Here is a 21227-nt window from a genome sequence, read left to right as displayed (position 1 = left end):
TGGATTACTGGAATTTTAGATCTTGATTTCCAAACTTCGTGTTTGAACTTAAATTTTTAGGATTGAACTTGTTCAAGGAACAGGATCATACCCTTTACCGCCCCAAGGATGACAACTGAAAATTCGTTTTAACGACAACCATCCGCCTTTGAAAAGGCCATGTTTTTTTAATGCTTCCAAGGTATAGGCCGAACAGGTCGGCGAATACCGACATGTTGCTGGTGTTAAAGGTGAAATTAAAAGCTGGTAAAGTCTTACCAACAGAACAAAAGGAGCAATAAGGATTTTCTTAAGTGTCATTCTCCTTGTTCTGAATGGATTATATGTTACGAATTTACGCTAAAGGTCGTTCCCTCCTTACCATCTTTAAGTTGGATGCCCAAGGCAGTAAGTTGGTCCCTGATTTTATCCGAAGTGGCAAAATCCTTATTAGCTCTGGCTTCATTGCGAAGCTCTATCACCAATTCCATTACCCCAGTAAGCGCACTGGTGTCGTCGTTGGTAGCTTTCTGATTTTCCACGCCCAAAATGTCATAAACAAAACTGTTCAGCGTAGACTGCAACAGGGCTTTGTCTTCTTGGGTAATGCTTTCTTTCCCTTCCTTTATAAGATTGATGCGTTTTACGGCATCAAAAAGATGGGAAATCAGAATAGGGGTGTTGAAATCATCATTCATGGCATCATAACACTTCTGCTGCCATGCTTGATAATCAAAATCGGAGGACGCACCAGTTTTCAGGGATTCGACACACTCCATAGCGTCCATCAACCGATGATATCCTTTTTCTGAAGCTTGAAGCGCATCATCACTTAGATCCAATATGCTGGTATAATGCGCCTGCATCATGAAAAATCGGACTACCGCTGGGGAATAGGCCTTGCTCATAATGTCGTTCTCACCAGTGAACATCTCCGAAGGATAGATGTTGTTTCCCGTGGATTTGGACATTTTTTTGCCATTCAAAGTCAACATATTGGCGTGCATCCAATATTTTACCGGCGACTTTCCAGTACTTGCTTCGGACTGGGCAATTTCACACTCATGGTGTGGAAACTTCAGGTCCATTCCACCACCATGGATGTCAAAGGTCTCGCCCAAATATTTAGTGCTCATTGCGGTACACTCCAAATGCCATCCAGGAAAACCATCTCCCCATGGGGATGGCCAACGCATAATATGTTGTTCCTCGGCCTTTTTCCATAGGGCAAAATCCTGTGGACTTTTTTTCTCATCTTGAGCGGTCAACTCTCGGGTATTGGCCATCATATCCTCAAGCTTTCTTCCACTTAGTTTCCCGTATTCATGGCTTTCATTGAACTTGGGAACATCAAAGTAAACAGAACCATTTACTTCGTACGCAAAGCCATTCTCGATGATTTCCTTTATGATCTCAATTTGTTCAATGATATGCCCTGTGGCTGTTGGCTCAATGCTTGGAGGCAAAAAATTGAACTTTTGCAAGGTTTCATGAAAATCCACGGTATAGCGTTGAACCACCTCCATCGGCTCAATCTGCTCCAGTTTTGCTTTTTTGGCAATCTTATCCTCACCTTCATCGGCATCGTTTTCCAAATGTCCCGCATCTGTGATGTTACGGACATAGCGCACTTTATACCCAAGATGTTTGAAGTAGCGAAAAATCATATCAAAAGACATGAATGTGCGACAATTTCCAAGGTGTACATTGCTATACACCGTAGGTCCGCAGACATACATGCCGATATGGCCTTCATTTATGGGCTCGAAAACCTCTTTTTTTCCTGTAAGTGAATTGTGTACTCTTAAGGTGTGGGTTTTATAAAGTTGCATTGAAAAACTCAGGGTTTAAAACTCAGTTTCTAAATTGATGTAGTCCAAAAATTCCCTTCTAACGGCTTCTTCTTTAAATTTACCACCGTATTCTGCGGTAATCGTGCTGCTGTCCACATCACGGATTCCTCTTGAATTTACGCATAGATGTTTTGCATCAATAACGCAGGCCACGTCTTCGGTACCCAAAGCTTTTTGAAGCTCCTTCACAATTTGGATGTTCAATCGCTCCTGAACCTGCGGACGTTTTGCATAGTAATCCACGATACGGTTCATTTTGGATAACCCAATGACACTACCACTTGAGATATAGGCAATATGTGCCTTTCCAACTATCGGCAATAGGTGATGTTCACAGGTCGAATAAAGCGTTATGTTTTTTTCGACCAACATTTCGCCGTACTTGTATTTATTCTGGAAGGTTGAGGGTTTTGGTTTGCGTTTTGGGTGTAGGCCACCAAAAATCTCCTGGACGTACATTTTTGCAACCCTTTTTGGAGTACCGTTCAAACTGTCGTCATCCAAGTCCAAGCCTAGTGTCAACATTATTTCACGAACGCTATTTTGTATTCTTTCTATCTTTTCCTCATCGCTCAATACAAAAGCGTCATCCCTAATAGGTGTTTCTGTTGAAGAGCCAACGTGATCGTCACCTCTTTCCTCATACTGTTCTTCCAAAGCCTGCTCTAGTTTCATTGCTGTTTCTTCAAGGATGCAAAGATATACATTAATGTACTATTTAACATCTGGTATCAGGACTTTGACAACATAAATTATTGTTAAGGAAAGGGCTGATTTACTTTTATAATGCCCAAACCTACAATAGTTTATGGTTAGATTGGTTGTTAGAACCGTAATTATAATGTTGTTCGGTCATATGTCCTTTGCACAAGTGACACCTGACTGCGCAAGCGCTGTGCCTATTTGTACCAATACACCAATCAATGGTGGTTCAAATGGTTATGGTGTGGATGACTTCAACGGGGCATCTTCAAGCGGATGTTTGGAACGGACGACCTCAGGCTTTATTGAATCCAATTCCGTTTGGTATCGCTTCAGGACCAATGCCGCTGGAGAATTAGGCTTCAACATTGGGCACGATAGCAGTGAAGATTGGGATTTTGCATTATACCAGGCCAGCGATTGCAATAATTTGGGAGACCCGGTCCGCTGCAACTTCTTTGATAATAGCGATAATAAATCGTTCATCGGGGTGGGGGAGGACCCAACTGGGGATATGACTTCTGTCCATTATGAAGATTGGCTTCAAGTAAATGCTGGAGAGGACTATTATTTGTTCATCAACAATTTCAGTAATGTAAATTCTGGCTTTTCCATTCAATTTACTGGCAATATATTTATTACCAATCCCACGGATGCGCTGGACTGTTCCATCATAAATAACCTTTTGGGAGCGCCTATTGCTGCTTGTGCGGGAGATATCATAAACTTGGATGCCACTACGACGGGAGCTACCTCCTATGAGTGGTACAGTGATACGGGAAGTGGTTTTCAACTGATTTCAGGTGAAACAAATCCAACACTGAATGTGACGAATTCAGCGCAATATCGGGTGGTCGTAGTTACCCCAACAGGAAATATTATCAGTGATGTCCAAGCGGTTTTTAATCCCATTCCCACTACCAGTGTTGTCTCGGATGAGCAGTACTGTTATTCGTCGTCGGCGATTTTTGACTTGGAAACCAAGGACAGCGAAGCTTTGGGGGCACAAGATCCGGCAGAATTTATGGTAAGTTATCACCACACCCTGGCCGAGGCAATTTCCGGTGCCAATCCAATACCCAAGCAGTTTTCAAAAAATCCAGGACAGGAAGATATTTATGTTAGGACCTATTCCCTGACAAATCCTGATTGTTTCGATGCGTCACAGAGTTTTAGCATAAATGCTGTTGCTTCTCCTGAACTTACTTTTCCTGATGAAGTAACCGTTTGTGAAAACTCTACTGGAATTACTATAGGTGAAACCATGCCCAATCCAACATATTCCTATGCTTGGAGCACTGGAGAGCTAACCCCTACCCTCAATGTTACCCAAGCTGGAGAGTACACCTTAACGGTTACCAACTCAGTGGGAGGGTTAAATTGTGAAACTAATCGGACCGTTCAAGTGAACTTGTCCCAATTACCGGTGATCAGTGATGTTGAGGTCGAAGATTTTCAAGCCAATAGCAGGGTTGTCATTTTAACGGATTTGGAGGGTGACTTTGAATACCGTTTGGATGATGGGGTGTATCAATCAAGCAATATCTTTGAAGATGTTGCTGGCGGAATGCATACCGTTTCAATGCGTGATATGTTCGGATGCGGGGAGGTTGTTGAAAACATCGTTGTAGTCGGTTTTTCCCCGATTTTTTCTCCTAATGGCGATGTGCTGAACGAATCTTGGCAAATAGATGGACTTTCGGCATTGAGTTCTCCAATTGTTACTATTTATGATCGCTACGGAAAGTTAATTGCCCAGTTGACCGAATTCAGTCCAGGATGGGATGGTAACTTTCAGGGAAGACCGCTTCCATCCACCGATTATTGGTTTAAACTATCGTATTTGGACAATGATGGCAACCGCGTTTACGCCAAGTATATCCAGAGCCATTTTTCATTGAGACGATAGTCAATGTGCATTTTATCGATTAACTGTATAATTTTTCGGTTGAAAAATACTAAAAGAGGGCATTTGGGAGTTATAAAAGTTATCACAGAATAACCTTTAGCCCCAAATTCTATGAGAGCTCTATTTTGCGCTATATGTTGTTTATTTCTGATACCTCTTGCAACAAGCGCCCAAAATTCCCCGGATTGTAGGACGGCAATTCCTGTTTGTGCAGATGCACCAATTATCTCAGCCACTGATGGAAGTGGTGATATCGACGATTTCGACCCTATGGTCATCACCCAATCCGGCTGCTTGGAAAAAGGAAGTGTAGCTTCCGCAAATATTGAAAACAACACTTCTTGGTATGTTTTTAGGGCAGGTACCGATGGGCAAATTGGCTTTGATATTGAAGCGCAACCTGTAATAACAGGTGGAATCGTCACTTCTGAGTTGGATTTCGCGCTTTATGGTCCCTTTGACCAGACCGCCGGACAAAACTTTTGCACCCTTGTGGGAAATGGCTCAGCGCAGCCCATTCGATGTAATTATGAGGTCAATGATACCAACTTTACGGGTATCGGGGTTAATCCGGTTGATGGTAGAGTGGGGGCTCCATTTGTAGTGGGAAGCCAGAATACCTACGATGAGTGGTTGGATGTGGTAGCCGGTGAGATTTACTATTTATTTATAAATAACTACAATACCAACTTTAATGGAGACCCAGAGCCCTTTACTTTGACATTTACGGGTACCTCTGTGGATGCCGATCAGAATACCGCTCTGGATTGTACGTTAAGGGATGAGTTTTTGGGATTGGACATTATAGCCTGTGAAGGTGACCCGGATATTACGTTGAGTGCACTGAACTCCCCTGCAGGAAACGATATTGCCAGTGTGACATGGACCGTAGATTATGAAGATGATGGAGTTATAGATGCCACTTTACCTGGAACAGGTCCTTTTGGTGCCGAACTGGTGGTGACAAGTCCTAATTCAGGTCGTTATTTTGTTGAAATCACTACCGCCTCTGGAACACCTCCAACAGTAATTGACAATGGTGGAATTTTAATCACCTTTTACGGTATTCCCCAGTTGGATGAGGTTCGGGTGATTGACGATTTGGTCAACAGCGACCAGACAGACCCCTATAATATTGAGATAGTGGTTCAGGGAACCGGAGACTATGAATACGCCATAAATGGAGGTGAATTCCAGGATGATCCCCAATTTTTTGATGTGCCGCCCGGAATCAATACGGTTATCATAAATGATAAGAACGGATGCGGTACCACTGAACCCATAGAGTTTTTGGTCGTGGGATATCCTAAGTTTTTTACGCCAAACGGGGATGGGATTCATGATAATTGGAATGTATTGGGGATAGAGACACTTTCCAATCCTGCTGTCTTTATTTTTGACCGCTATGGTAAGTTGCTGAAGCAGTTGGATGGCTCCACACTTGGATGGGATGGTACCTTTAACGGAAGGGAATTGCCATCATCCGATTATTGGTTCCGATTGGATTATGAACGGGATGATAATGGAGTTGTGGTAGCGCGTTCGGTTAGACGACACTTTTCTTTGGTGCGCTAATAAAAAAAAGGTCGGAAATACTCCGACCCTTGTAATACTAAAATCAAACTAAGCTTAAAATTTTAGGGTATACCCCAAGGTGATATTCGTATTGATGTGGTTGACCATAGCTGTACTGTTTATGCCAGCGTCAAATAATAGTGTGTTCACATCTTGTTCTGTTCTGCTAAAGGCCAAATCCAATCTACTTCCACCAAAGTTGTATCCGATACCCCCGGAATACCCGGTAAGGTCGCCGATAATGTTTCCATTTTCATATGGACTTTGTTCGTATCTGTAACCACCTCTTAGGCTTACCTCTTCGATTCGAAGTTCACCACCAACTCTATAGGTATTTACCACGCCCAATTCACTGGCGATAAAATCATTTTCAGTAGTGAAATTAGGATCTGTTGTAGGACGCAATTCTGCTTCTGACATATCTTGATGACCGTAGTCGAAGCTTAGCAAACCATCTTTGCCAAAAACAACTGCTACACTACCGGTGAGTTTTGCCGGAATCTTTATTCTGTATTCTTCAAATAGATTTACAATGCGAAAGTCGATAAAATTGATGTCTGATACCGCCAAGGTCGAATTAATACGTTGGGAGACGTCATCGGTCAATTCATACCAAGTGGGAGATTGATAACTACCACCAATTCTAATATTGTCGTTCAATTTTGCTATTGCACCTAAGCTGAAGGAAAAACCATATCCCTCGGTATGTAAAAAGTTGTCAAATGTTGTCGATTGAACAGGCGAAGCTGCATCATAGCCATCTTCATCCAACAAGGTTAGCCTATCATACAAAACCGAATGAAAGTTAAGGGAAGCACCAAGGTACAGGTTGTCCTGATATTGACCTGCTGCGTTTACGGTAAACTTGCTGTTGTATCCGGTTGTACTTTGAATATATCTTTGGTTGACATTAGTGTACTCCGCATTGGAAAAATATGAGGTATTGGTGTCATCATCAACCGTTGGTTCAATGATTCCCGCCTGGAATCCAAGAAAAGCTTGCTGTGCCCCAAAACCAAGGTCAGCACCAATATTTAAATAGGCATCTTCTATGTTCTCGCCTTGTTGAACCCTTAAATTGCCCAAAGCCTCTCCTTGCGCAAAATTCAAAAAGTAGTTATCGATACCTTGGGTCGTATTTCCTGCCGCGGCAAATTCATTGTCGAAATTTCGAGCGAGGTCATAATTGAACGAAAGTGCCAGTTTTTTCCATGGGCTATTTGTTGATTTGAACACAAAAACCCCTCCGACCTGATTTAATTCAATGTTATTTGTCTCGACATTTCGAAGGGTATTGCCAAACAACGCATCGTTGTCACGGTTATAGTTAGACCCGGAAATGGTAAACTGACTATAGTTGAAAACCGCAGAACCTGCTGGGTTTACGTTTAATGACGATAAATCGCCCCCGAGGGCCCCAAAAGCACCTCCCATTGCTTGAAACCTCGCGGTTCCTATAATGTTCTCTTGACTATATCGCAATACATCATTGATGTTCTGGGCACTTGCAAAAGTGCATACCAATACCACGATGAAAGTTGAAATCCTTTTCATTTTGAGTGATTTAGTTTTTTAAATAAAACAGTGTGAATTTATCGTCTTCTGCCACTACTTCTTGAGGATGACCGTGCTCCAGAGCTACGGCTACCTCCTGAACTTCTACTGTAGCTTCGACTACTGCTACCTGAACTTCTATAGCTTCTTGAACTACTTCCAGAGCTTCTATAACTTCTGGAGCTGCTGCCTGAACTTCTGTAATTTCTACTAGGTGTACTTCTATAGGTACCCGAGCTTCTTGGACTGGAAGATCTTCTATAATTACTGGTTCTTGGAACGGTTCTTCCGGAAGATTGATAACTTCTAGTGCTTCTTCCTTGGGTACGATAGCCTGCAGAGCTTCTACTCGAAGTTGTTCCTCTTCTATAAGTTCCGCTGCTTCTCGTGGAAGGTGAGGTTCCATACGAACGATACGTTCTTGAATTTCTATTATAATTTGGTGAAGTCCTTGTGCTTCTGCTAGATCGGTAATTTCTACTTCTTGCCAAAGCATCTGCACTTACAGATCTTCTTGCGGTTGTACCGCTTCTATATGATCGAGCACTTCTTGAAGCTGCATTTCGACTCACATTGGAGCGGCCATTATTTGCCCGATAACGTGATGAATACCTACTTGATCGTGATGCCAAGTTTGACCTTCCCCTTAACGCAGTGCCTCGAGCAGAATTTGCATATCCTCTTCTACCACGGTTGAAGGAATACCCCCTGTTATAATATCCTCTTCCATAGTATCCTCTATTATAAAATGGACGGTTCCAACCAAATCCGTAGTAACCACCCCATCCGAAACCAGCTCCGGCATAGCCCCAATAGGGATCCCATCCCCATCCGTAGCCGCCCCAGCCCCAGCGGTTCCATCTCCATGGATTGTAAAAACCTCCCCAACCGTAACCGTAGCCCCAGTATGGATATCCCCATCCTAGACCACCCCAACCAAGGCCTCCCCAAGCCCAGCTGTTGTCATAAACGTTTATGGAAACACTCGACGGATTATCTCCCCATCCAGGATTTCCATTGTAAGTATTGTTGTCTGCAAAGTAACTGGTCTGTTCCCCTAAAGGAATACTGTCATTCTCGATTCCGCTGCTATAGCTATCAATATCGGTAAAGATTTCGTCCTCCAATATGTCGTTGTACTCATCAGCTTTTTGGCCGAAATAGTCGCCATATAGGTTGCTTTCCTGTTGTTGGGCGCGAACACCGTCAGCCGTTTGCTTTTCAACGCGTACAACACGATTCCCGTTGGAATAAATCCCGTCATCATCGTAATACGAAGCTTGTTGGTAAGAACCACAAGAGGCCAATAGGAGAGTGGCCATAACAAATGTGGCAATGATTTGAGTTTTTGGGCGGGGTAAAGACTTTGTCATCATGCAATTTTTAATTGTTGAACATACTAAAAATAGTTAGTTTTGCCGAACTATTTTTGTTGATAAAGTCACAAGTTTTGTGCCAAACTACTGTAGATGGGTAAAAATTTAACAAGTCGAGGCGAGGATTATTCCAAATGGTATAATGAACTGGTTGTAAAGGCCGATTTGGCTGAGAACTCTGGTGTTAGGGGCTGTATGGTGATAAAACCATACGGATTTGCAATTTGGGAAAAGATGCAGGCCCAATTGGATAAAATGTTCAAGGAAACGGGACATGAGAACGCATATTTCCCGCTTTTCATACCGAAATCCTATCTCAGCAAGGAGGCCAGTCATGTTGAAGGATTCGCCAAAGAATGTGCGGTGGTAACGCACTATCGATTGAAAAATGCAGATGATGGGAGTGGAATTATTGTTGACGAAGATGCCAAATTGGAGGAGGAGCTCATAGTACGACCTACTTCGGAAACCATTATTTGGGATACATATCGAAAATGGATACAGTCGTATCGTGATCTACCCATTTTAGTGAACCAATGGGCCAATGTGGTACGTTGGGAGATGCGTACGCGTTTGTTTTTGCGTACTGCGGAGTTTTTATGGCAAGAAGGACATACGGCCCATGCAACGAAAGAGGAGGCTTTGGAAGAAGCTGAACAGATGATGCATGTTTATGCGGATTTTGCGGAAAACTACATGGGCGTTCCTGTAATTAAAGGAACCAAAACAGAAAGCGAGCGTTTTGCTGGAGCAGAGGAAACCTATTGTATTGAAGCGTTAATGCAAGATGGGAAGGCGCTACAAGCTGGGACCTCCCACTTCTTGGGCCAAAATTTTGCCAAAGCTTTTGATGTAAAGTTCGCCAATAGGGAAGGAAAGCAAGAGCATGTATGGGCTACCTCATGGGGAGTTTCCACAAGATTGATGGGCGCACTGGTAATGACCCATAGTGATGATAATGGATTGGTATTGCCTCCAAAATTGGCACCAATTCAAGTGGTGATCGTTCCCATTTACAAAGGATTGGAGCAACTGGATGCCATTTCCACAAAAGTTGAGCCTTTGGTGAAGGAACTTCGTTCCAAAGGGATTTCTGTAAAGTATGACAATCGAGATACCCATAAGCCAGGGTTCAAGTTCAATGAATATGAATTGAAAGGTGTTCCTGTGCGCATAGCTGTGGGCCAACGTGACTTGGAGAATGGAACCTATGAAGTTGCCCGAAGGGATACCTTGGAAAAAGAATCGGTTCAAGCTGAGGATATTGTGGCCAAAATTACCTCTTTGTTAGAAGAAATTCAGGAAAACATCTATAAGAAGGCGCTGGACTATCGCGAAGCCCATATTACGGAAGTGGATTCGTATGATGAGTTCAAAAAAGTAATCGCTGAAAAAGGTGGATTTGTTTCCGCCCATTGGGATGGAACTGCTGAAACCGAAGACAAGATAAAAGATGAAACCAAAGCTACCATAAGATGTATTCCTTTTTATGGAGAGAAAGCGGATGGGAGCTGTATGGTCACTGGTAAACCTTCGACACAAAGGGTACTGTTTGCCAAGGCCTATTAAAGCGGTTAAAAAATAAAATTAACTGTTGCAAGACTTAAAAATAGTTGTATTTTTGCATCCGCAATTATGCAACCTTATGGCCCGTTCGTCTAGGGGTTAGGACGCCAGGTTTTCATCCTGGTAACAGGGGTTCGATTCCCCTACGGGCTACTAAGTTCAATGAAAGATTGAAAAGAGAGTGGGTGAAAACCTCCATTTTTCAATTGATTTGGCCCGTTCGTCTAGGGGTTAGGACGCCAGGTTTTCATCCTGGTAACAGGGGTTCGATTCCCCTACGGGCTACTAGATAATATTGTAAATTATAAGTGAAAAGTGAAAAACGGATATACCAATTTTCAGTTTTTCATTATCCATTTTAAATTAAAATAATGGCAAACCATAAGTCAGCATTAAAGAGAATCAGAAGAAACGAAGCGGTACGTTTACGTAACAGATATCAGCACAAGACTGTTCGTAATGCAATCAAAAAATTGCGTAACGAGGAGGATAAGAAGGCTGCTCAAGCATTACTACCTACCGTTGTTGGAATGATTGATAAACTTGCTAAGCGAAATATTATCCATAATAATAAAGCTGCCAACTTAAAAAGTAAGTTGATGAGCAAGGTTGCTGCAATGTAATTGAAGTAACGTACACAAGATAAAAGCGGCCTTTCTAGGGCCGCTTTTTTTATGCTAAAATTGGATTCAGCGGTCTTAGTTCGATTTAAGCTTGTTTTTATTTCGATAACCAGGAAGGTCTTTATGCCAGTCTTTTCTGTTTTCTCCTCCTGAGAGTCCCCATTCCTCAAAATAGAGATATCCCTGGTTTATGGGTGTTTTTTCCTGTAAGAGAGGAAAAGATTCAATCACATTAATGGCCCATGGGAGGCCGTTTTCTGTCGAATAATCACCATCAACATCAGCATTGTTTCCAGTAACTACAGGTTGGGAATTACCCAATTGTGTCGGTTGGTGATTGGCTAGATGAATTTCCTTTTCCCTTTCTCCATTGGCAACCAAAAAAGGATTAAAAGGGGCAAAATCCAACGAGCTATCGGAAACGGGATTCGCGAAGAGCACGCTTACTCGGTTTTCTTGATTGACCAGGATGGAATGATCGTCAAATAGCGGAATTACAGCTGTAGTTTGCCCTAATTCTGTTCCATTGGAGCTGAGATCAAAAACATTTCTATCGAGGAGTTGACCTTCTGTTGAAGCTACATTATTTGGAGCTAAACCTTCAATTTCGAAAGCCATGGCATTGACAAAACCTGCACCATCCGAGGTCACTACATAATCAAAATCAAGGGCCACCACATCATTCGAGGCATTAAAAATTTTGGTGATGGAGTAGTCGATGGAAGTGTCGTTAAAATCCCAGTCTCCCATAAAAGGCCAGAGATCCTCAAAAACCAAAGAGGCTTTTGTGGAACTTGAGGGGTAAACGATTGAGTAGGCTCTTGTGGCATCATTGGGATATTCATCGGCTGAATCCACTACGCCATCCCCATCCTGGTCGTTGCAGACCTCAACCTCGGAGAATGTGAACCAGTTTGAGTCATTTTGGGTATTGCTGGTAGGGTCATCAATTCTTCGCCAAACAATTCTATCGAAAGTACCTGAGGTGGCTGAAATTAATACGGAACCATAACCATCTCGATAATACCTGGCTTTTGATCTCGAATCGGTGTCCCTTAAGATTCTTTCAGTGTCATCATAAAAAAACTCCTGACCTCCAGATAACAGTACTTCGGTATGTTGATCTCCTACAAATTGATACATGGAAGCATCCACACTTCTAAAATGCATCAACAGGTTTTGCACCGGGGTGTCAAATGACATTTCAAATTCTACGTAACCATCGGAATCGTTGTTTGTGTCAATTTTTGAGCTGATCCAAAAGTTAAACCCGTTGAAGGTGAAAATTGGAGTCGAAAAACCTCCACCGGCAATGGAAAAACGATTCTTTAATTCAACACCATCCACCGATGTGGCGGTGATGATGGCGGTTACATCTTGTTTGGGCAATTGGATATTGGAAATGGTATTTATGTCGCCATTATCCGTGACTACAACATTATTAAGGTTTGCATAATAGCGTTGGCCATAAACGTTGGCGCAATCTGTATTGAGCTGATTTTTTGAAGCAACTGTCTTGGCAAGGGCCTGCTTTCCGGTAGGACCGTTATAGGCATAGGATGCGGAATTTTGTAATATCGGAACTACAATATCATCGACTTGTTCATTTGATTTTCTTACGATAAAAAGATTATCGATAAAAGTGGACACTGTAACACTTTCTTGAATGGAACCGTTGGATGGTAGTCGTTCAAATAGTTTATTGGGCAATGGACCAGTGATACTATCTAAACTGTTAATGAGCTCATCGCTATATGCGTATGCTTCGTAAAGCACGTTGGGGGTGTTATCCGTAATGTTTACAGATACCGTTGTTTCTGTTCTAAAATCAAAATTAGCGGGAAATTTTAAGTCGGTTAAAACTATGTCATCAATATTGGTAGAATCCTTTCTTAATGATTCAAGGTAGTTGTTATATTTTGCCTTTACACAACCTTGGCCCAATAAGATTCCCATTGAAACAAAAATCAACATTAAAACCCTGTTCGATTTCATAGGTCATATTTTCAATAAATGAACGAAAAAGACTACAAATAGCTGTATTTTATCGATGAACGTCTATCTAAAGTTGTAAAAGCTGTTAAAAATGTTGTGAGCGTATGTGTTTATCCCTTGGACTGCCTAAAACCTTAACATTGAACGGAGTAACAAAAATGCCCCGATCGGGGCATTTTTAGCTTAATTTTTAGTGTTTATGGCTAATCTTTAAGATTGGATTCATTACGATAACCCGTGGAATCTTTGTACCAATCTGGATATACGTTTCCTCCAGAAGTGGCCCATTGGTTAAAGAAATTATAGGCTTGATTTATGGCCACCCTTTCTTTAGGAGGCCTAAAATTATGAATTATGTTTATGGCCCAGGGAAGCCCAGAATCCGTCTGAAAATTTCCATCTACATCTTGGTTCACACCTTCAACCTCAGTGTTGTTGGCCCCCAATGTAGTTCTAAACCTGTTCGGTAAATGAATTTCCCTGCTTCTTTCCTTATTAACAATTAAAAAAGGATTAAAAGGGGCAATACCCAACTGTGCGGTTGTAATGGGTTCAGTAAATCGCATTGAAACCGTTGTGGGCACATTAAGCATGGTCTCATTGTTGTCGAATAGGATGACCACTGCTCTATTTTGACCTTGCTCAAGACCATTTGATGCAACGTTGATGTATCCTTCGGTCAATACGGTTCCGGTTACAGATTCAACCAAACTAGGAGGGATGCTCTCAAATTCAATACCGAATGCATTGATCAGTCCAGCTCCATCTGATGTTACTTCAAAATGAATATCCAATTCAACCACCATATTATCCGAATTCAATATGGCAACAAACCGATAGTTAACTGCGGTATCATTAAAATCATAGTCTCCCATAAATGGCCAAAGATCTTCGAATGCTACTGTTCCCCATCCGTACTTACTAGGAGTGAATTGTTCAAAAGCTTTGTCGGCTTCTTCTGGAAAGGCGTCATTGCTATCGGTGATTCCATCCCCATCGGTGTCGGGATCAACGGTCACTTCGTCAAAAACTCTAAAGGTAGTGAGGTCATTTATGGTCCGACCGAACAATACTCCAGAAGAGGAACTAGGACCGTATCGGTATTCCCAGCCCCCGGTTTGCGTATCCATAACGATCAAATTACTATTGCTTCCGTTGTTGGCCAACCATAGCTCTTGGTTGGAATCGAATGTCATTGATGTTGGGCTAAAGGGGAGGTCTTCCGCACTGATTCGGGTGGAATCATAATCTCCATTTCCATTCAGATTAAGACGATACAAGCCTGAGAAGGAACATAAAAATATGGTTCCATCCTCGGCAAACGCAAGGTCTCCACCATTGGTTTTATGGAGCCCATTGATTTTCCAGTTTGACAAAATACTGGCATTCTGCGGGTCAATGCTATAGAGTTTATCTCCGGTTGAGAAATATAAAAGACCATCATTTTCGTTATAATCCAATCTTGGACCACCAACATTTAAGTTTCCAATCGTGGTCCAGCTGTCATTGACCATGTCATACCTCATCAATGGATTGGGCTTGGATCGTCCTATAGAGTACAAAAAATTGTTTTGTTGATCGATAGCCGCTGTCCAACTACCCATGGGCATATCGCTAATAAATGTATAGTTTCCTGTGAGTGGATCTATTTGGAAGAGTTCACCGGATCCGTTAACGCAATACAAGAAATCCTCTACCATTGCTTTGGCTGATGACGCTCCTTTTCCACTTTGGGAAGTATAGGTGTAATTTACCAAGGTACCTGTTATGTTTACTATGGCTGAAGAATAGGCAAAACCCTCTTTCCTTCTTATATATAACTTTTCGTAATAATCGGGAACCACAAATGTGTGCTCGATTTTTCCTCCGGCGGGCATTCCACTAAAAATCAAGTGATTCAAGTTGTCCACCGAAATTTCAACATCGGTCTCCTCTTCATTTTCTTCATTCAGATAAGTTATTTCCTCGCCTGTAAGTACTTGATCGTTATAGGCATATACATCGTACTTAACGCCCAGAGTATTATCATTAATGACAAGTTGGACTTCTTTTTCTGTTTTAAACTCAAAACCTGTGGGAATTTGTAATTCGACGATTTCCAGCTCATCGATAGGAACTTCGGGCTCAGGATTTTCTCCTTCAGTTTCTGGATCTGGAACAGAACCGTCAAAGCCATCCTTGGCACATGATGTTTGAAATAGTACCAGGACAAGGCACATGACTGACATAAGAATTTGGGACGTTTTCATTGTTTTTAAGTTTATTGGACGGATTTCCAATGATCATTTAAAATTATTCGTAACGAAATAGCTAACTACCTCGCTTAAGATGGATTTCCGTTATATGTCGGTGAATGGTAATAATTCATCGACGAAGAATTCCATAGCTTTTTTTTGTATTAAATGAACGAAAAAACCTACAAAAACATATATTTTATCGATAAATGACCTTGTGAAGTTGTAAAAGAGGGGAAAAATGTGGTGAAGATGGGTTTTACTACCTAAAGGCTCGTCTTTTGCCCAAAAGGAATCCCATAATAAAGCAGGTGTACATAATTACAATGAGTATTTTCAGAAAATCGTGCAAATGGTATTCGTAATAGAAAATGGGTAGATCGTAGGCAGCGACAAAGATAAATGGGAAGAAAATATGAAAAACAAAAAGCCCCAGACTTATCCAAAACAACAAATTATCCTTCATCGAGTAATAACTGTTCTCTTTTCTTTTTTCAATAAAATACAAGCCAATACCGTATAGCAGGATCATGGAAGCCAACAAATCGGCATAATAAAGGCCAATGTGAAAAGGATTTTGAAAAAGAAGACTGACCAAATAGCCTAGGATGGCTACAATAGCGCCATATTTTAAACGGGTCTTATGCTTGACAACTTTTAGAACATTTAAATAGATATAATAAAAAAAGCAGAATGTGACAACCGAGTACAGATTGAAGATAATCACATTGTGCCAGGAATATCGGTAATCCGAGAAAAATTGGAATTCGTCCGTATGCTTAATAAAATAACCCAAGAGCTCCGTTAAAAATGTATAGATGATAAATACGGGGAAATACTTCAACACCGTATCATAATACCGCCTATATCTAGCAACGGCTATAATCCATGCCAGTAGGTATAAGGGGATATAATAGTGATCCTCTACAAATTTTAGAAGCTCTTGGGTCATATGTTATTAATAATCGGCGTCCGGTGGTGGTCCGGATGTACCACGATTTAGGGTTAAACTTTGACCAGCGAAAGGTGCTGTAGGCGCAGAAAAACTTGGAACAAAACTAGCATATGCTTTTTGCTCTCCTGTTTCATTGCTGCCCATACCTTTTTCGCCAACTGCATTTTTTATAAGTTTTGCTTTACCATCTTCTCCAATGTAAAAACCATAGTTCTGTCCATCCACGTTTATGGTTGGCACGATAAACACCGCATTTTGCCTTGGGTGAACCACTTTTTTGCCGTCAGGGAACTTTTCTTTGTTCGGGTAATTTCCAAAATAAAAACGAAGTGAGGTAATATCCACATTTGCATCTTTGGCTTCCTGCTCGATGAAGGCCATGTATTGTTTGATGGTGCTATAGTCATATGAGCTAAACCTGGCAGGACGGAACTTTTCATCAGGGTTTTGCTCCATCTCAAACTCCTGAATCATCGCAACGCGATTTCTACTATAATTATCAAACAGGGATTTAGATTCTTCAAGGGAAATTATTTGTTCTGGTGGTTTTACCCTTTCCTTAGGTTCTTCGGCAGGGTCATCTTTTTTTTGTGGTTGTTTACAAGCTCCCAAGATCAGCATAAGGGAACCAAGCAGCATAGCAAATGCGTTTCTGGTGTTTTTCATATTAAAGTGTTTTAGTATTAGTTGGGGAAACCGTATTAAAGATATGTCTTTTCTGTAAAACCCATTAAGAAAAAACCCTTTGAGGTTGCTCAAAGGGTTTTAAAATTGTGATATAACAAACATCAAAGAAGCGGCTTACTCATTCATTGTAAGCAGAAACTCTTCGTTGTTTTTGGTTTGTTTGATGCGTTGTTCCATAAATTCCATGGCTTCAACAGGATTCATGTCTGCCAGATACTTTCTCATGATCCACATACGTTGGATGGTAGTTTCATCCAAAAGAAGATCATCTCTTCGTGTTGAAGAAGAAATCAAATCAATGGCTGGGAAAATTCTACGGTTTGAAATTCTTCTATCCAATTGAAGTTCCATGTTACCGGTTCCTTTGAACTCTTCAAAAATAACCTCATCCATTTTGGAACCAGTTTCCGTAAGTGCTGTGGCAATAATTGAGAGTGAGCCTCCATTTTCAATGTTTCTTGCCGCACCAAAGAATCGTTTTGGTTTGTGCAGGGCGTTGGCATCAACACCACCACTCAATACTTTACCAGAAGCCGGTTGCACGGTGTTGTACGCACGGGCCAAACGTGTAATAGAATCCAAAAGAATTACAACATCATGACCGCACTCCACTAATCTTTTGGCTTTTTCTATAACAATGTTCGCTACGCGTACATGCTCCGTGGCCTCTTTATCAAAGGTAGAAGCAACTACTTCGCCTCGAACATTACGTTGCATATCGGTAACCTCTTCCGGACGTTCGTCTATCAAGAGGATAATTTGATATACTTCTGGATGGTTGGCCGCAATGGCATTGGCAATGTCCTTCAATAACATTGTCTTACCAGTTTTTGGCTGGGACACGATCATTCCTCTCTGTCCTTTTCCAATTGGAGAGAACAAATCCATGATACGTGTTGACAATGTGCTTTGTCTTTCAGCTAGATTGAATTTTTCCTTTGGAAACAATGGTGTTAGGTGTTCAAAAGAAACCCTATCACGCACTACCTGTGGATCTAATCCATTTATTTTGGTAACCTTGATCAAAGGAAAATATTTCTCTCCTTCTTTCGGCGGCCTTACATTTCCTAGTACGGTATCCCCTGTCTTAAGTCCAAACAACCTAATCTGGGATTGGGATACATAAATATCGTCAGGTGAAGACAGGTAATTATAGTCAGAGGACCTCAAAAAGCCATAACCATCCTGCATGATGTCCAAAACACCTTCACTTTCGATGATGCTATCGAACTCAAATTCAGGTTCTTTATACCTGTTCTTTAAATCTTTATCAAAATTGCTGCTTTTCTTGTCGTGTCCGCCACCTCTATGGTGCTGATTACCTTTCTTGTGTTGGTTTTTTTGGTGGCCGTTTTGTTTGTGGTGCTCTTTTTTGGGAGCTTGTTCCTGAGCCTGTTCCTTTTTGTCCTCGGAAGTTTTCTCAGTATTTTCTGGAGTAGCAGCGCTATCTCTCTGTTCTTTTTTGGGACGTGGTGTTCTAGGTCTTTTTTGTTTCTGAACACCGTTTTCTTGTGGGGGTGCTGAACTTTCCTGAACAACTTTTGGATTGGATGCCTGTACATCCAAGATTTGATAGACCAAATCAAGCTTTTTTAAGGTCTTAAATTTGGGAACGCTTAGGTTCTTTGCAATTTCCTGCAATTCAGGAAGCTTTTTAGCTTTTAGATCTGAAATCTCAAACATTAAGTGATGAATAAATTAAACTTATCTAACGTAATTTGAAGTAAAAGTTATTGGGGGTACTACGATAGGAAAGATTTCCTTGGGCGAGTGCTTCGCTAATAACGACACAATTATACGAATTATTTTTCAACAAATAGGAGGCAATTACCAAAAAGACGCCTATTTTTGCCTTCCTAAGTCAATTTATACAATGATTCAGCGAATTCAGACGTTTTTCTTATTGGTTGTGGCCCTTGTATCAGGAGCATTGCCATTAGTTCTGAGTTTATGGATTGACGGTGAAGGAATTGAGGTTTTTGCCAAGACCGAGTTATGGATAAGCATTGCTTTTTATAGTTCGGCGGCGTTGGCACTGATTTCGATTTTCTTGTACAAAAACAGACAGAATCAATTTGTTGTGAACAGATTGAATATGATATTGAACCTTTTTTTACTAGGATTTTTCGTTTACCGATCGCTAAGCTTATCCGGAGAAAACACCATTTCTGAGAAGGGTATTGGGATGCTGATTCCTGTATTTTCTATCGTTTTTCTGGTTCTGGCCAACAGAGCCATCAAAAAGGATGAAGATCTTGTAAAATCTGTTGATCGCTTACGTTAAACCTAACATCTTAGTAGTATTAGTGCGAAAAACCCCGGTAAATCCGGGGTTTTTATTTTTTTAGGAGTTGAAATTTTACTGCATCAATGTTTCTGCAGTAAAACCATTTCCAAATTTTACATTGGTCAAGGTCTGAACTATGCTTGGGTCTTCGGCATACCCTTGCTCACTGGGCATAAAATAGGATCGCTTGGACGAAACCAATTGCCCATCTATATCCTCATACTCGTATTGCGCTATGATAACAGGCTCATTCACACCTAAAAAGGGCAGGGAGAAATAAAACCGGTCAATCAATTTGGTCTCAGGGTTGACATAGAGAATATAAATGTCGTTTTGCTCCTTACCGGTAACTTCTGGGTCGTAAGTAACGTGAAGTTTGTCGTAAGTGGTGCCATTGTACTCCTCCTGGCCCTGATAGGTGGTAATGGTTCCACTATCATTTAATTTATAGGGCATCACAAACCAAAAATGATTGGCCCTCCTCAAAAAGTCACCTACCGCATTACCTTGGGGATCTTCGGTCTTTTCCCCATTAACTAGAACAACAGTTTCCTTTCCATTAAAGTATTGGATAACCTCACCTTCAACATCGGGCATAACATTAATCTCGTGTTTATCATATTTTCCGTAGGAAGCTTCCGAATTGAAGATGTAACGTTCCGTAGAAACATCTTTTTTGTCATTGGCAATGGAATGATAGGTATACGTATATTCCACATCACCCTTTTTCCAAAGATCGTTCCATCCTCCATGGGCATGTTCAATAGCTGCTAGCACAGTTTCAGGACGATCCGTATCGTAGACTGGCTCCTCAACAACTTTTTCAGCAACAGTTTCGTTGACCGTTTTTGCTTTCTTGTTTTTTTGTCCGCACGATGCCAACAATAGCATACTTGCAAATACAAATAGTGTTAAACGTAGTGTTTTCATTTGTTTCAGATTGTTTGCTTGCTTAGACGTGATACTGCAAGAATTCTTACGTAGAGGTCATTGTGCTATAGTTCAAATACTTGCTGAAACTTTGCGACATTAAAACCTTGTATTTGAACCAGCCTAGATTCCGTGCTTTTTGGTTTAAGCAAAGGGTTGGTATGATTGAGATGAATAAAATGGACTTTCGCTTTTTCTTCTTTGGAGAGTTCATCAAAAAGCTTCATGCTTTCAATCACAAAAGGATGTGGTATTTCGGAGATATCCCGGTTATTGATTTCCTTTTCATCAAAAAAGGAAGCATCCAAAAATGCAAAATCCACCTTCTTGATTTCCTCCAGAATGTTCTTTTCCCATTTATGCCATTTATCAATATCTGGAATAAAGAGCATGGATTTGTTAGGGCCCACAATTCGGTAACCCACGGTTTCTGAATATTCATCCCTATGCGGGACTAAAAAGGGAACAACCGAAATGTTGGAGGTCAGTTGTAGCGGTGTTTCATTTTGAATCTCCTCAAGAGAGATGTTGTTTAACATAACCAGTTGGTCCCAAGGCCCGCTGGTTTCCAAAAAAGATTTCATCTGGGGCATTGCATACACCGGAACTTGGTTCGCGCCTTTTGCTTCGCGCCCCAAATACATCAATCCCGTATAATGACCAATATGTGCGTGGGTCAAAAAGATACCATCGGGAAGGTCATTGGGTTTTCCGGAAAAATTTTTTAGCAACCTTAATTGCGAAGTTATATCCGGAGTGGCATCGAAAAGAAACGATTTCCCATTTTCATGGTCAACAACACCCAGCGAAACCACTTTGCGATTTGGATCCGGATTTTCGAACAGAGCAGAACAGCATTCCCTTTGACAATCAATATGGGGACTTCCTGCATCCTGTACCGTTCCCAAAACGTAAAGGGCAACCGTACTTGGGACCTCCTGGGTATCTACGGACATTTCTCCCTGCTTGTTTTGGTTATTGCAGGCAGACAAAAGTAGGAGG

At 41.3% G+C, this 21227-nt stretch carries 17 protein-coding genes and 2 tRNA genes; 7 read left to right on the top strand and 12 right to left on the bottom strand.

The genetic code is table 11. From position 1 onward, the window contains the following. Positions 1-72: 72 nt before the first annotated feature. The 3 genes from yidD to folE are packed head-to-tail and all read right to left on the bottom strand — an operon-like array spanning position 73 to position 2507. Entirely contained in the window at positions 73-300 is a 228-nt protein-coding gene (gene yidD / locus ACULLH_RS09880; protein WP_454088579.1) for a membrane protein insertion efficiency factor YidD, read from the bottom strand. A 26-nt stretch (positions 301-326) separates the two neighbouring features. After that, the gene (gene cysS / locus ACULLH_RS09875; protein ID WP_454088578.1) at positions 327-1811 is read right to left on the bottom strand and encodes a cysteine--tRNA ligase; all 1485 of its coding nucleotides are present in this window, start codon (positions 1809-1811) and stop codon (positions 327-329) included. 15 nt (positions 1812-1826) lie between these two features. Then, on the bottom strand, positions 1827-2507 hold the full coding sequence (gene folE / locus ACULLH_RS09870) for a GTP cyclohydrolase I FolE (protein WP_454088577.1): 681 nt from the start codon (positions 2505-2507) through the stop codon (positions 1827-1829). Positions 2508-2640: 133 nt separating this feature from the next. Between folE and ACULLH_RS09865 the strand changes: the two genes are divergently transcribed. Then, positions 2641-4443, top strand: coding sequence for a T9SS type B sorting domain-containing protein (locus ACULLH_RS09865; RefSeq protein ID WP_454088576.1), 1803 nt, complete (start codon positions 2641-2643; stop codon positions 4441-4443). 111 nt (positions 4444-4554) lie between these two features. Beyond that, entirely contained in the window at positions 4555-6018 is a 1464-nt protein-coding gene (locus ACULLH_RS09860) for a T9SS type B sorting domain-containing protein (RefSeq protein ID WP_454088575.1), read from the top strand. Positions 6019-6072: 54 nt separating this feature from the next. Here ACULLH_RS09860 and ACULLH_RS09855 read toward each other — a convergent pair whose 3' ends face one another. Further along, complete coding sequence (locus ACULLH_RS09855; RefSeq protein ID WP_454088574.1) at positions 6073-7572, bottom strand: OmpP1/FadL family transporter; 1500 nt, start codon at positions 7570-7572, stop codon at positions 6073-6075. A gap of 38 nt (positions 7573-7610) precedes the next feature. Then, positions 7611-8948, bottom strand: coding sequence for a hypothetical protein (locus ACULLH_RS09850; protein WP_454088573.1), 1338 nt, complete (start codon positions 8946-8948; stop codon positions 7611-7613). 93 nt (positions 8949-9041) lie between these two features. On the opposite strand from ACULLH_RS09850, the gene proS reads away from it, so the two are divergent. From proS to rpsT, 4 genes are all read left to right on the top strand, one after another. Continuing rightward, positions 9042-10517, top strand: coding sequence for a proline--tRNA ligase (gene proS / locus ACULLH_RS09845; protein WP_454088572.1), 1476 nt, complete (start codon positions 9042-9044; stop codon positions 10515-10517). 78 nt (positions 10518-10595) lie between these two features. Beyond that, positions 10596-10667, top strand: a tRNA-Glu gene (locus ACULLH_RS09840). Positions 10668-10727: 60 nt separating this feature from the next. Then, positions 10728-10799, top strand: a tRNA-Glu gene (locus ACULLH_RS09835). Positions 10800-10885: 86 nt separating this feature from the next. Then, complete coding sequence (gene rpsT, locus ACULLH_RS09830; RefSeq protein ID WP_454088571.1) at positions 10886-11137, top strand: 30S ribosomal protein S20; 252 nt, start codon at positions 10886-10888, stop codon at positions 11135-11137. Positions 11138-11212: 75 nt separating this feature from the next. On the opposite strand, the gene ACULLH_RS09825 is transcribed toward rpsT, so the two are convergent. The 5 genes from ACULLH_RS09825 to rho form a co-directional block, all read right to left on the bottom strand. Then, positions 11213-13132 carry an LruC domain-containing protein gene (locus ACULLH_RS09825; protein ID WP_454088570.1) on the bottom strand — a complete coding sequence of 640 codons (1920 nt, stop codon included), beginning with the start codon at positions 13130-13132 and terminating at the stop codon, positions 11213-11215. A gap of 203 nt (positions 13133-13335) precedes the next feature. Further along, positions 13336-15381: an LruC domain-containing protein gene (locus ACULLH_RS09820; RefSeq protein ID WP_454088569.1), complete on the bottom strand. Its 2046-nt coding sequence runs from the start codon at positions 15379-15381 to the stop codon at positions 13336-13338. Between the two features lie 247 nt (positions 15382-15628). Continuing rightward, on the bottom strand, positions 15629-16318 hold the full coding sequence (locus ACULLH_RS09815) for a hypothetical protein (protein WP_454088568.1): 690 nt from the start codon (positions 16316-16318) through the stop codon (positions 15629-15631). A gap of 6 nt (positions 16319-16324) precedes the next feature. Further along, on the bottom strand, positions 16325-16987 hold the full coding sequence (locus ACULLH_RS09810) for a hypothetical protein (RefSeq protein WP_454088567.1): 663 nt from the start codon (positions 16985-16987) through the stop codon (positions 16325-16327). Positions 16988-17122: 135 nt separating this feature from the next. Continuing rightward, positions 17123-18691: a transcription termination factor Rho gene (gene rho / locus ACULLH_RS09805; protein WP_454088566.1), complete on the bottom strand. Its 1569-nt coding sequence runs from the start codon at positions 18689-18691 to the stop codon at positions 17123-17125. Between the two features lie 190 nt (positions 18692-18881). On the opposite strand from rho, the gene ACULLH_RS09800 reads away from it, so the two are divergent. Next, on the top strand, positions 18882-19292 hold the full coding sequence (locus tag ACULLH_RS09800; protein WP_454088565.1) for a DUF4293 domain-containing protein: 411 nt from the start codon (positions 18882-18884) through the stop codon (positions 19290-19292). A 75-nt stretch (positions 19293-19367) separates the two neighbouring features. On the opposite strand, the gene ACULLH_RS09795 is transcribed toward ACULLH_RS09800, so the two are convergent. Next, positions 19368-20225, bottom strand: coding sequence for a DUF6503 family protein (locus ACULLH_RS09795; RefSeq protein WP_454088564.1), 858 nt, complete (start codon positions 20223-20225; stop codon positions 19368-19370). A gap of 65 nt (positions 20226-20290) precedes the next feature. Beyond that, positions 20291-21181 (bottom strand): MBL fold metallo-hydrolase, encoded by an 891-nt coding sequence (locus tag ACULLH_RS09790; protein WP_454088563.1) that lies wholly within the window; start codon positions 21179-21181, stop codon positions 20291-20293. Positions 21182-21227: the final 46 nt, after the last annotated feature.

This window comes from Flagellimonas sp. 2504JD4-2 (assembly GCF_053642935.1).
This window is presented reverse-complemented; position numbering and strand designations above follow the sequence as displayed.